Origin of the sequence: Edaphobacter aggregans DSM 19364 (assembly GCF_000745965.1) — a bacterium.
In the GTDB taxonomy this organism is placed as follows: domain Bacteria; phylum Acidobacteriota; class Terriglobia; order Terriglobales; family Acidobacteriaceae; genus Edaphobacter; species Edaphobacter aggregans.
This window is the reverse complement of record NZ_JQKI01000153.1, coordinates 1-11,795: the sequence shown is the minus strand read 5'-3', so window position 1 is coordinate 11,795 and position 11,795 is coordinate 1. Positions and strand designations below refer to the sequence as shown.

Sequence of the window (11,795 nt, the reverse complement as noted above, 5' to 3'; positions counted from 1 at the left end):
ATCGAATCTGCTCGACCAGCTCGTAAAGGTCCTCCGCCCGGAACAGAGATCGACCAGAAGCAACCATCACGAATGGGTCAGGGCTGACGAAGTCCGTCCAGGCGGCCGGTAGAGCGACTAGGCGCGCGCTCTCGTCGTAGAAAAAGACTCGATCCTCGCCCCATGTGCGGCGATGCACGACCAGTTCAAACTCTCGTCCTAGCCATGGATGAAAAGGATGAGTAACTCGGAAACGTCTTACTGCACTCCCCGATGGCGGTGCAGTTGACAACGCGTGCGAACGGTCGCCACGAGCGGATGCATCGCACGCTGAAGGAAGACACGACGAAACCGCCTGCGGCATCCCTTCGTGCACAGCAGAGCCGCTTTGATAACTTTCGCTATGTCTTCAACAATGAGCGTCCGCACGAAGGGTTAAACAACCAGGTTCCAGCGAGTCTCTACCATCCCAGCTCCGTCCGACTGCCACGTAAGTTGCCAGAGTTCATTTACCCGAAAGGCATTCTGTTACGACGGGTGAACAATAGCGGAGACATCAGTTGGCACAAGACCAGAATCTTCATCAGCGAGGTATTCCGCTTCGAAGAGTTGGGATTCGAGTCGGTGACACCAGGGTTTTACAGAGTCTTCTTTCGAGACATGGAGATCGGAGAACTCAATGCCGAAGAGCTTCGCTTCAGAGCTGCGCGGAGAGTGGTCTGAGCTGTCGAGGAGTGACTCAGCCTGTTGCCATCATTCCAGAATTGAATTGAGCTTGTAGTCTTGACAATTGATGGTAGACGGACTACCATCCCATTCCATCGAGGGTCGAACGTCTTCTATGGTAGGACTGACACGGCAACGGTCGAACCTGCTCCAAGGCACGCTGGACATGCTTATCCTGCGGACGCTCCTTTACGGTCCTGCTCACGGACATCAAATCGGCAAGCACATTCAGCGCACCACTAACGACTTTTTACAAATGCAGCATGGCTCTCTCTATCCCGCGTTGCATCGCCTTGAGAAGCGCGGATGGGTGGTTTCCAAATGGGAAACCGCCCCGGACCGCAATCGGGAGTTCAAGTACTACCGGCTCACGGAAAAGGGCAAGAAGCAGTTGGTGGTCGAAGAGTCCCAGTGGAAGCAAATGGCCGAAGCTGTAGCGAGCGTGATGTGGCCAACTGCCGAGGAGAGCTGATATGCATTGGTGGCAGATCAGAAAGCGCGATGCCGATCTCGAGCGCGAGTTACGCTACGACCTGGAGCTCGAAGAAGAAGAGCAACGTGAGAAAGGCTTGTCGGCAGAAGAAGCGCGTTATGCGGCCCGCCGCGCATTCGGCAACCCTACGCTGATCCGGGAACAGACACACGAGGCGTGGGGGACGGCGCAGTTCGAGCGTTTTTGGCAGGACGTTCACTACGCGCTGCGGCAGATGAGGCGTTCGCCGGGGTTCACGCTCGTCGTGGTGTTGACGATGGCACTGGGGATTGCGGCGACGACAACGATGTTCACGGTGGTGTATTCGACGCTGCTCAGGAGCCTGCCTTATCCACAGTCGGAGAGGATTGTCGCGATTCACGACACACGGATTGCCGGGCGGTCGGCTGGGGGGCTGATGACGGGTCCGCGATTCTATGACATTGAGGCGCGAAACCGGAGCTTCTCCAGTCCGGCGTTCTTTTACTTCGACGAGAGTACCCTGATTGCGGGAAAGAAGTTGCCCATCTATGTGAAGGCAGCGGGAGCGAATGCAGGATTCTGGGATGTCTTCGACACAGCGCCGATGCTAGGGCGGGTATTCAATGCGAAAGACGACGTGCCCCATGCCCCGCAGACCGTGGTGTTGAGTTATCCGGGATGGCAGCGGCTTTTCGGAGGCGATCCGAACGTAATCGGAGAACAGGTGAAGCTGGATCAGCAGACGGCGACGATTGTGGGCGTGATGCCGCGAGATTTTTCTGCCCCGGGAGGCGTGGACCTTTGGCACGCGGCGCAGTTTGTTCCGAATAACTGGGGCAATTATCGGGGCGACGGACTGCGGAACATCATTGTATTTGGGAGGTTGCGCCCGGGCGTAACTCTGGCGCAGGCTCAGGGCGATCTGGATCGGATCGGGGAGCAACTCAGGAGGGAGTATCCGTCGAGCGACGGCGCGTGGCGGTTCACGAGCGAGACGCTGCGCGAGGACCGGTACGGTCAGGTACAGTCGGCACTGGTGGTCTTGCTGATCGCGTCGGCGCTGCTGCTGCTGATCGCTTGCATCAATGTGGCCAACCTGCTCTTGTCTCGGGCGACGACTCGGCAGCGGGAGGTCGCTCTGCGGCGGGCGCTGGGTGCCTCGGGACGGCGCGTGGCTTTTCAGTTATTAGTGGAGAGCGTGCTCCTTGCGTTGGCAGGCGGCGGTACGGGAATCCTCCTGGCATTCGTGCTGACTCGCACCGCCGCTACTAGCCTGCCGGGGATTCTGGGGCGGCCGGGCACGATTCACATGGACGGGATTGTTATTGGGGTCGCTCTGCTGATTTCGGTGGCAACTGGAATCGTGTTCGGAGTGGTTCCGGTGCTGGAAACACGGAAGGTGCAGTTGCATTCGGCGCTCAAGCAGGGTGAGACACGCCTCGGAGGATCATCGGGCAACTGGTTGCGCAGCGTCCTGGTGGGGGTGCAGGTAGGTCTGTCTCTTGTGCTGCTGGTGGGTGCGTCGCTGCTGGCGGAGTCGCTGTGGAACTTGATGAAGCAGCCACTGGGATTTGAGCCAGAACACCTGCTGACGGTTCGGGTGGTGTTGCCGTGGAACACGAGGCCGGAAGCGGTACGCAATTTCTACAACGACGTGCAACAACGAATTGAAAATCTCCCTGGAGTAGAGGCTGCGGGACAGATCAGTTCGCCGCCGATGACCGACTTTCATGTGCGCGGCAGCTTCGACGCGGACTGGCTGCCGCAATTTGCCAATCAGCCGGCAATCAGCGCGGAAAACCGGAATATCGCCGGGAATCTGCTGGCGGCGATCGGGACACCGCTGCTGGCAGGGAGAGCGTTTGCCGCAGCGGACCAGGTCTCGACAGTGCCACCGGTACTGGTGAACGAGGCCTTGGTGCGGGAGTTTCTGCCGAAGGGAAATCCAATCGGACATCACCTGCTCCTGGATGGACAGGCGCACGAGATCGTGGGGGTGGTTGCCGATGTGCGAGGGGTATCAGGAGCGATCGCGGCGGAGCCTGGACCGGCTGTCTACTGGCCTGCGAACGCCAATGGCGGTTGGCATCGCTACTTTCTGGTGCGGACGAAGGTGCCGCCGGAACAAGTCGCAAAGTCGATCCGCGAGCAGGTATACCAGTCAGACCCGCGGCAGTCGGTAGGCGAGATCGAGACGATGGATCAGCTACTAGGCGATGCTGTGGCGCAACCACGGCTGAACGCAGCGGTAGTTGCGTCATTTGCCGTGATCGCATTGCTGCTGTCCTGCGTTGGAATTTATGGAGTCGTCTCGTATCTTGCTGCGCTGCGCACGCAGGAGATTGGCGTCCGGATGGCACTCGGAGCGACACGGGGTGACATTACACGTCTTTTCGTGCGGCGGGCGATGGTGCCGGCGGCGATAGGCTTGGCGACCGGTGCTGTGGTCTCGCTGGCGGCGAACAGGCTGTTACGCAGTCAGTTGTACGGGGTGCAACCGGATGATCTGCGGCTTTACCTTGCAGCCCTGCTGGTTCTGCTGGCGCCCCTGCTTGCGGCTACCCTCATGCCGGCGATACGCGCAGGGAAGAGAGAGCCGATGGAAGCGCTGAGAACGGAGTGAATAGAGGACCATCGCAAGAAGGATCTAAAACGGAGGTTCGCTCGCATCCATAACCTGACGACGAGACAGCCCCACGATGTACGGTTCCGCGACGAGATGCTGGAACTAGCAATCCAACTTTGATCGGCGGAACGATTCCCTCGACGATCTTGCCTGTCGCCGTTGCGGCCAATACCGGCATGACGAACCCTTCTGGTCGATTCCCTCCAGACTGAGTGCAGAGAGAATGAAAGCCGGCCGCACGCGCGGCTGCTGGATATAAAACCGCGGAGCCCGTGGGTTTCAGGCTCCGCGAGAATCTGCCGCTGGTGGCGAGTACGCAGCAGGCTTCTTTGCCGTCTTTGCCTCAGGCTTGTGGGCGGGCTTTGACCCTCGCGGTGATGGCGTACCATCGCGGTAAGCCGCTGGCGAGAAATAGCAGGTCGCGCTTCATGAGCCGGACGGGAGCCGCATCGGCGATTAGTGGGGAACAACAGAGTGATTGACTGCAAAGCCGCGACGAAGAACTATGCCTCTAAACCCGTTCTCCGAGGCATACACCTCGTTGTAGAACCTGGCATTTGTGCCTTGTTAGGGGCCAACGGTGCCGGCAAGTCCACGCTGCTACGCCTGCTCTCAGGATTAGAGGAGCCAGACAGTGGTTCCGTGTTCATCGGCGGACTGGGTTTCCGGGACCATGGAGTTGAAATCCGGCGAAATTTGGGCGTGCTTCCCGAGGGGCTCGGGCTGTTCGAGTCGTTGACGGTCATCGAGAACCTGATGGCAGTTGGACCTATTTATGGACTCACGAAGAGCGAAACTGCAGCTCGAGCAGCGGACCTGCTAGGACTACTCGATCTTACACAAGGACGCGACACCGTTGCACGCAATTGTTCGTTCGGCACGCGGAAGAAGACCGCTTTGGCCATGGCCCTCCTGCACAAGCCGAAGGTTCTGCTGCTGGATGAGCCGTTTGAAGGTATTGATCCCGCATCGTCCGCGGTCATTGAGATGCTGCTTGGTCAACTCTCCAGCGACGGCGCTACGATCTTGCTCACCTCTCACATTCTGTCGATCGTGCAGAAGATAGCCACCCGCGTAGTCATTCTTCACCAAGGTCGAGTTGAATCAGATTTCGACCCGTCCACGGCAGACGAAGGAGTTGAGGAGGTGTATTTCAGCATCGTTGGCGAACCACAGCCGGAGGTGCTGCATTGGCTCAGACCCTAGCCCTTCTGTTGTTGAAGAAACTGATGTTGAAGGAACTGAGCAGCTTCTCTTCCGTGCGTTTCAACAACTTCCTGTACTCCATCCTTTTTATTATGGCCGCGGGTTTAGAAAGCAGGGCACCGAAAGCAGCATTCTGGAGTACGCTCTTCTTTCAACTTGTCCTCCTTGCGCCTCTGCTTGTTACTTTTTCCGTCGATACGCAGCATAGGTTGCCCCCGGAGCGAGTCGCTACGTGGCCGCTGACACGTACACAAAGACTCTTGCTCAGTTCCGTAAGTTTTGCGTTGAATCCATTATTTATAGTGTTGTTTTTTGGCTACCTGTTCTGGAAGGGCCTCGCCGCGGGTCTCTTTTTTGTTCTACTGGCACTAATCGTTCATGGGACGGTATACGCCGTTGGCCGTCGCCCGTTCGAGCTAAGGACGCCTGCAGGTCTCAACATCTCAAGGACGCCCTTGAAGGTCGGTGGAATCGCGCAAGAAATATGGCGGGAGCTGCAGGGAACCCTAGACTTTTGGACCGCCCTGCTTATAGCTGTTAGTGGAACGCTTTATCGACTGTTAGGGCGGCCACCAGAGCCCGAAGCATTTCCGATGCTGTCTTTATTCGTGGGTATCGCAATGAGCACGGTTGGGCAACGTTTACTGCGTCTGGATGAAGGGCGAGCGTTGCTGCGCTATCGTCTCCTACCGATAGCAGGGTGGAAGCTGCTCGTCACGCAGGACATGACTTTCCTGATCCCGCTTGCCGTCATGGTTTCACTCTTAAGTCTACGAACAGGTGTTGCATTCGGCTTGGTCGCTATCGCAGTCGGACGATACCCGTCGCTGAGGCAGCGGGCGAACCAGCGTAGATGGCGTTTCGTCGGAGGAGATCCACGTTTCGGGGTAGCACAGGTTCTCTTGGGTGGATTAGCTGGAATCGGAGCGGCAAGGACGGGACTCTGGGTCCTGGCCGTTGCCTTCGCCATCTATCTGGTTTCCATATTCTGGGGCGAAATGCTCTGGAAACGCTCCCTGGCTGCTTAGTCTAATTCTGGAATGATGCAAAATCTCCAATGCACGTATCGACCACGATCACGACGAGCAATTCCTTGCGAGTGCGGCTCATTGGTCGATGTAGCTGTAAATCGAGCATCGCCCGGGCGAAAAAGCAGGCCATGGAAATGACAGAGTATGGAAAGCATGGAAAGCCATGAAGCCGGCTTCCCACCCTTCCCACACTCTTTGGAAATCCCTTCGGAATTCCCACGCATTCCCACGGCCTCGACGACTGGATTTATGTCTTAGAACCCACTCAACTCGAACCATAGGCACCGCAAGGGGCTTGTAACGGATGTCTCAGGTCCACAACGTAACGCATGTCCCGGTACACTCACCTCTTAGGAAGGCTTGGTTTCCTGGCTGGGCGCGGAGCGCATGAATTGGATTCAAAAAAAAGGCGGCTCGTTAGAGCCGCCCTGTAGCCGGTCAGTGACCGGCGTCGCTCTTCGGCATGTAAGCCGCGATGATCGCCGTTAGAAGCGGCGTGAGCAAGGTAACGAAGATCGGCAACAGGTCTTTTGCGCGGGTGAATTGCTCTGCGGTTCCAAGGATTCCGATGGCGGCAATGCCGACAATGACAATGAAAAGCGCGATTAGAAGCGCGAAGAGTGCAAGGCGGCCGAGTTTGCCGTTGGTGGTGGATTTTGAGTGTTTCATGGTGATGGTTTCGTATGCGTCCGGTATTGGACGACCTCAAATGGCGTCTGCGAACTCACAAGGCAAGTGGCTGCATTCTTGGGGGGACCGACTAAAAACGCTCGCAGAGCGAAGCCGCGGTGCGGCTGTTTTTTCGTTGGGGGTTCCGAGACCCGGAGGGCCGCGAAGCGGAAGCAGAAGCTACGCAGACCGCCAGTGCGTGAGCGAATGAGACGCCATAAGGCCAATACCGGACGCATACGGAACGAGATCCTGTTTCAAAATCCTTCGACGGCAACTCTCGAAAGGTCCGCATCGAAGCGCTTCCTAGTCGTTTCCTTCGACTCGATAGAGCCGAAGTCCTTGGAACATGCCTAGCACCCTGCAAAGGGCTGTAGACGACGCTGCAAGCGTCTCCGTATTCGCTTCTACGCGTCTCGTTGGGTCATTTGTAGATGAGTCGTCGCATCTCGGCGGCGGTAGGGCGAGTGAACCAAAGGAAAGCGGAGGAAAGGAAGACGAGGACCAGGAGCGCGGTAGGCGCATAAATCATCAGCGTGTCGCCTTCCTCCGTTGGAGGACGGACGTGCAAGGCGGCGGCGGTCCTCTGGGTGTGGAGGTGAGCTTGCGACTCCTCTGGGAACACCAGGTCTTCTAAAGCGAAGCGATGCGCTGCGTGGTACAGCTCGTGAGAAATGGCGAGCGTCCTAAGTTCGACCGTTGGCAGTCGAGCTTTATTGATGACAACGATGGTCGTCCCGGTCTGGTTGAATGAAAATCTGTGGTCTTGAAGACTGTTGATTTCGTAGATAGGCGCATGTGTCATGCGCTCGAACGCTGCGCCGCCAGGATCGGCGTAGGCGAGCAAGTCAAGTTCTTGCGTTATATCGGCGCGGGGAAGGGTGATGGGCGCGGGCTGGGGAATGAGCCGCGCCGTTGCGCGGTAGAGTGGCGCTGGCAGCGCCAGGAGGCAGTAAAAAACAGCGGAGATAATCACGAACGTCGCTCGGGCGACGAGCCATAGCACGGTACGTTTTCGGGGGCTCACCTGATAAGCGTAGCGTCCGGATAAACGCGGTTGCAAACGCGGGGTACAGCGGCGGCCCTAGTGGGCCGCCGTTGCATTTTGCAGTGACCGGACGAAAGTCGCGGTCAGAAGAGGCGTTGTCGCGTTGTTGTCCGGCTGAGAGTGGGCCTGAACCGCGAGCTTGACGCGGGTTCCGGAAGCCAGTTCTTTTGCGAAGTGGCCTTGCTTGCCGAAGGCGACGACGTTGTAGTGAAGCGGTGCGCTGCCTTTCTGGGGGATGACTGAGAAGCCGAAGGCGGTGTACTTTCTCCCGTTCTTGGAAGTGCGTGCGGTTGCGGTTTTGCTGATGGTGCCGAAGAGGGTGATGGTGTTTGTCTGCGTCATGGTCTTTCTCCTTTGCCCGGTCACTCGGGACACACTACCCGGAGGGGCGCAAAGGTGCGCTGCTCCCAAGAGTGCCGGTCCTGCCGGCACGATGCCAAGCTGAAAGTTTTTGGAGGCGGGACCCGGAGCTTGCGAGGGGGGAGGAGTCCAAAACCCGAAGGGCGCAACGCGAGTTTTCAGCGCCGAGCCGCTGGGCGCAGCTACTAGCACCGTCGCGGTGGCCGAGTGATTGAGTGAAGGAGATATGACGCTACACGGTCTCTCACCCGCCTTGCCATCAGCGCGGGTCCTTCCGCACAACTCTACAGGCAAAGGTACTCCAGGCGCTTATCCCTGGCGCACCGCTTCCGGTCGGTATCTTCGGCTGGTCGCGTAGCAGTTCTGGCGCAAGGATCGGTGTCGTGTCGATCGGCACACTCCCGGACAACAAACACGCCGTCCTGGGACTTCAGGACGGCGCACAAAATTCCAATGGGGCGGTGAGTTAGTCGCGCTCAATGGCTCTTGAGCGTTGCTTCTGCCGCTCCTGCGGTTTTTTTTCTGCGGGCGCATTGGCCCGTTGCTTTTCCGCTTGTAGCTGTGTCAGCTTGGCATCGAGGGCGGGCTTTTCGTCTTTGTCGAGGCTCGCATAAAAGCTCTCTTTAGATCCTCGCTGTAGTCGAGGGCAACGCTCTCATTCATCACATCGACTTTTTCAATGCCGTTGTAGACGTTGTACAGCGCCGTCGTTTGCTGTTGGGAGTTGTTCGGGTACTCGGCTGACAGTAGTAACTTCGTCTGCTCTTCGGTCAAGCGGACGGCAATGGGTTCTTTGGGGGTTGGAGGGTTTGCAGTTTGCAAGTTCTGCTTGTCTCCCTCTCTGTCTTCGGCAACCCCATTCCGTGCTTGGTCCGCGTAATGGTCTTCAAGTGCTCTACGTTCCATCTCCTGTGCGTGATGAATGTCTAAACGACCCTCGGTTAGCGCCTCTTCGCGTGTCTCAAGTTCTTGCAAGGACCACTTAGCTTCAGGGGATGATGCGCCTTGAACAATACTTTCGACGCGAGCGTGATATTTACCAGCCTTCATCCTTCCCGGTCTGTACTCGTAGCTGCTGCTCGCCGCCAGCTATATCAACCCATTCATCGGACTCAATCTCTGTGATTTCAAGATGCTCGCTTCGGGTGAGGTACTGCGCAATGTATGTCGCATCCGCCTTCGCGGGCGCAGGGCCATTGGCAATATCAGTCTCTTCTTGCGTTGACTGATGAGAGGAAATTTGTTGAGTATTGCTGGCAACTTCTAGGTCTGGCATGGTGTTGTCCTCAGCTTCGGGTGATGGTACGTTGCGTTCCTGTACTCGTTCTGTGAGACAGGTAAGGACGACGCCAGCAAGCTCTGAGGAGTCTGCACGCATGACTGCAAGATCGCGTGCCTGAAATAGTTTGTTTCTGTCTGCGTCGGTGTGGAGTGTACGGTCCCAATCGAGCGAGTGTCCTGCCTCTTTCGCGAGGTCTGTGGTAAATAATCGAAGCGTACGCGAGTTCCCGTCTCTGTACGGATGCACTGCGTCAATTTCTCCGTAAAAGTGAGCGAGACGTTTAGCGAATTGTTCAACCGGCAAGTCTTTCAGGTAGTTCTCTTTTTTCAATTCCGCGAAGACGATAGCAAGCTGCGATGGGACGTGAGAGGAGTTGCCATAGGTTACGTTGTAACCGGCCTCTCGGCCTTTGGTCATCGTGCCTGTATTTTCGCGGAACTTGCCCGCCCACTCATACACTTTGCCAAAAAGGGCCTGATGTGTGGCGTTCAATCTGTTTATGTCGAAAAGGCCGCTAAGCTTTTCTGCGGCGATGGATCGGAGTTGCGCCGAACCCGTCTCGAAACGCTCCAGCTCTTTTTTATCGCGGATGTTCTTCAGGTTCTTGAGAACATCCGTTCCGGGGTAGTAGTAAGGATCTTCGCTCATACCGTTACCTTGCTGATGGGAATGGTTGGTAACTGTGCGAACGGGCGCGTTTAGGGTGATAGGGCCGGGGATGACTTGCGAGGAATGCAAGTCCGGCCACGATCAACCCTGCCGCAAATCCCTTGTAAAAGCGCAAGCTCGGGAGTCGGTATGCAAAGTCTTTTCGTGACCGGAGTTGGTGAACGTATTCCGTCTGGGTCATGCTTTCACCGAAGTAGTGAAAGCGTCTTCATAGATCGTTTCGGCCTCCTCCATCGTGATTTCACCGGCGAGTAGACGGCGCTTCACGTCGAGGTAAGCGGGGTTGTCGTTCGGATCGACGCCCTCTGCCCGCGTGCTGGCCTCGGCTCTTGCGAGACTGGCTGCGAGTGTAGGACTGACGGCGACACGAGGCGGCGTTGCGGTACGGCTCATGAGCATCCTCCGTAACTACCTGCTCTTCGTATTTTACCAGTGTTTATGCGGCTTCCAGCACATTTATTCCGTGCCACTGCGGGGTTGGTCCGCGCAGTGGCCCTCGATTTTTTACCCTGTTTCGAGGGGTGCGCGAGGACAGGTCCAAGTGAAATCTCTATTGGCCTTCTGCGTGATAAACATCCCGCCGCATGATGCGCGAGTGCATCCGGCGCGGACACTTGTCCAGAAGAAATAAGGTTAATCGTGAACTTGGAGCCGTCCGTTGGGAAGCTAGCGTTGATTCCGAGGTGACACATCGGTAAACACTGGCAAGACTTCCCGGGAGCGATCCGGTTACGCTGAGAATGTGGTCTGCTGCCCATTCATAGAATTCTCGAGGCTGGGTCCTACTCGCACGCTCCACGGTGGATAGCAAGTTAGGATCGATGTGCGAATGCGGCAGACGGACCAGCGGTTGGATCGGCCTCATCTCCGAGGTTCATGGCTGCGATAAGGCCGCTGTTCACAGTGAATACGTGGAGAACCTCGCTGTCCGAAAGAACATCCCCTTGAAGGCTCTTGACGAGTTGGTGCACCCTGACGCGGGTCTTGCCTCCGTCTTCCTCGGTCATTGCGAGCGGTTCGACATGGGGATCGAACTCACCCCATTGTCGAGTCCAATAGGCGCGGATCTCTTCTTTTCCGACAACCTTGCCGCCCTCCGAAGCCTTGGGCCAGCTCACGTCTTGCGTCATTAGTGCTAATGCACCGTCGATGTCCCGCTTGTTGAATGCGGAGTACGCCTGCTCAATAACGGTCTTAGTGTCTGCCATTCATCCTCCTATAACGCTTGCCATGCACTCGATTATCGTCCTTCGATGCGGTAAGCCGGTAGGTAGTTCAAACGCCGCAGGGTCTTGTAATCACCACGCACGTTCTGCAACCGGACCCTTCCACCCCGGCCTTGCCAAAGAGAGCTTTCAGATGGGTACGGACTGGTGCCCGCTACTCGGGTTCTGGGCGGTTGGCCGGCAACCCTTCCCCTATCCGATAACGTGCGGTTTGTTTGAATGTAAGTCAGTGAGGAGCACGAGGTGTTGCAAAGGCTGAACTCAGCGGTGAAGCTGATTCAGAGAACTACCCCGGAGGCTCCTTGAGAGACGATATGTATTACATCGGACTGGATGTTCACAAGAGGACGATCAGCTATTGCGTGAAGGACGCGGCTGGTCACGTGCATCAGGAAGGAAAGATCGGGTCCACCCGGCGCGAGCTGGACGCCTGGATCAAGACCCTTCCCCAACCCCGGACGATCGCCATGGAAGCGACGATCTTTACTGGGTGGATCTACGATCATCTGCTTCCGCACG

12 protein-coding genes and 2 pseudogenes are annotated in these 11,795 nt (G+C 57.1%); 6 read left to right on the top strand and 8 right to left on the bottom strand.

All coding sequences use genetic code 11. The annotated features are described in order from the left end of the window. Positions 1-343 (bottom strand): DUF5372 family protein (locus Q363_RS46950; protein WP_169747152.1); only part of this gene is annotated, 343 nt, incomplete at its 3' end. Between Q363_RS46950 and Q363_RS27200 the strand changes: the two are divergent. The 5 genes and pseudogenes from Q363_RS27200 to Q363_RS27180 all read left to right on the top strand — a co-directional run. Beyond that, positions 280-702: pseudogene (locus Q363_RS27200) on the top strand (integrase core domain-containing protein); the annotation flags it as partial. The gene Q363_RS46950 and the pseudogene Q363_RS27200 overlap by 64 nt on opposite strands. A 70-nt stretch (positions 703-772) precedes the next feature. Continuing rightward, positions 773-1,177 carry a PadR family transcriptional regulator gene (locus tag Q363_RS27195; protein WP_342667464.1) on the top strand — a complete coding sequence of 135 codons (405 nt, stop codon included), beginning with the start codon at positions 773-775 and terminating at the stop codon, positions 1,175-1,177. Between the two features lies 1 nt (position 1,178). Next, entirely contained in the window at positions 1,179-3,782 is a 2,604-nt protein-coding gene (locus tag Q363_RS27190; RefSeq protein WP_035356971.1) for an ABC transporter permease, read from the top strand. A 477-nt stretch (positions 3,783-4,259) separates the two neighbouring features. Then, positions 4,260-4,991: an ABC transporter ATP-binding protein gene (locus tag Q363_RS27185; RefSeq protein ID WP_035356978.1), complete on the top strand. Its 732-nt coding sequence runs from the start codon at positions 4,260-4,262 to the stop codon at positions 4,989-4,991. Then, positions 4,976-6,019: a hypothetical protein gene (locus tag Q363_RS27180; protein WP_035356970.1), complete on the top strand. Its 1,044-nt coding sequence runs from the start codon at positions 4,976-4,978 to the stop codon at positions 6,017-6,019. Before Q363_RS27185 ends, Q363_RS27180 begins: the two co-directional genes overlap by 16 nt. Positions 6,020-6,460: 441 nt before the next feature. On the opposite strand, the gene Q363_RS27175 is transcribed toward Q363_RS27180, so the two are convergent. The 7 genes from Q363_RS27175 to Q363_RS27145 form a co-directional block, all read right to left on the bottom strand. Beyond that, the gene (locus Q363_RS27175; protein ID WP_035356969.1) at positions 6,461-6,691 is read right to left on the bottom strand and encodes a hypothetical protein; all 231 of its coding nucleotides are present in this window, start codon (positions 6,689-6,691) and stop codon (positions 6,461-6,463) included. 424 nt (positions 6,692-7,115) lie between these two features. Beyond that, positions 7,116-7,718: a hypothetical protein gene (locus tag Q363_RS27170; RefSeq protein WP_157467661.1), complete on the bottom strand. Its 603-nt coding sequence runs from the start codon at positions 7,716-7,718 to the stop codon at positions 7,116-7,118. A gap of 57 nt (positions 7,719-7,775) precedes the next feature. Next, positions 7,776-8,081, bottom strand: coding sequence for a single-stranded DNA-binding protein (locus Q363_RS27165; protein WP_035356966.1), 306 nt, complete (start codon positions 8,079-8,081; stop codon positions 7,776-7,778). A gap of 582 nt (positions 8,082-8,663) precedes the next feature. Next, complete coding sequence (locus Q363_RS27160; protein WP_035356965.1) at positions 8,664-9,149, bottom strand: hypothetical protein; 486 nt, start codon at positions 9,147-9,149, stop codon at positions 8,664-8,666. Continuing rightward, positions 9,136-10,029, bottom strand: coding sequence for a Fic/DOC family protein (locus Q363_RS36935; RefSeq protein ID WP_051979398.1), 894 nt, complete (start codon positions 10,027-10,029; stop codon positions 9,136-9,138). The genes Q363_RS27160 and Q363_RS36935 overlap by 14 nt, the downstream gene beginning before the upstream one ends. A 198-nt stretch (positions 10,030-10,227) precedes the next feature. Beyond that, positions 10,228-10,443: a hypothetical protein gene (locus Q363_RS27150; protein ID WP_035356963.1), complete on the bottom strand. Its 216-nt coding sequence runs from the start codon at positions 10,441-10,443 to the stop codon at positions 10,228-10,230. Between the two features lie 419 nt (positions 10,444-10,862). Beyond that, positions 10,863-11,258, bottom strand: coding sequence for a nuclear transport factor 2 family protein (locus tag Q363_RS27145; RefSeq protein WP_035356962.1), 396 nt, complete (start codon positions 11,256-11,258; stop codon positions 10,863-10,865). A gap of 320 nt (positions 11,259-11,578) precedes the next feature. On the opposite strand from Q363_RS27145, the pseudogene Q363_RS27140 reads away from it, so the two are divergent. Beyond that, positions 11,579-11,795: pseudogene (locus Q363_RS27140) on the top strand (hypothetical protein); the annotation flags it as partial.

Bases quoted from the DNA above. Each gene is read 5' to 3' on its own strand.
- Q363_RS27195 (WP_342667464.1), top strand. From the start codon at position 773: ATGGTAGACGGACTACCATCCCATTCCATCGAGGGTCGAACGTCTTCT.
- Q363_RS27190 (WP_035356971.1), top strand. From the start codon at position 1,179: ATGCATTGGTGGCAGATCAGAAAGCGCGATGCCGATCTCGAGCGCGAG.
- Q363_RS27175 (WP_035356969.1), bottom strand. From the start codon at position 6,691: ATGAAACACTCAAAATCCACCACCAACGGCAAACTCGGCCGCCTTGCA.
- Q363_RS27165 (WP_035356966.1), bottom strand. From the start codon at position 8,081: ATGACGCAGACAAACACCATCACCCTCTTCGGCACCATCAGCAAAACC.
- Q363_RS27160 (WP_035356965.1), bottom strand. From the start codon at position 9,149: ATGAAGGCTGGTAAATATCACGCTCGCGTCGAAAGTATTGTTCAAGGC.
- Q363_RS36935 (WP_051979398.1), bottom strand. From the start codon at position 10,029: ATGAGCGAAGATCCTTACTACTACCCCGGAACGGATGTTCTCAAGAAC.
- Q363_RS27150 (WP_035356963.1), bottom strand. From the start codon at position 10,443: ATGAGCCGTACCGCAACGCCGCCTCGTGTCGCCGTCAGTCCTACACTC.
- Q363_RS27145 (WP_035356962.1), bottom strand. From the start codon at position 11,258: ATGGCAGACACTAAGACCGTTATTGAGCAGGCGTACTCCGCATTCAAC.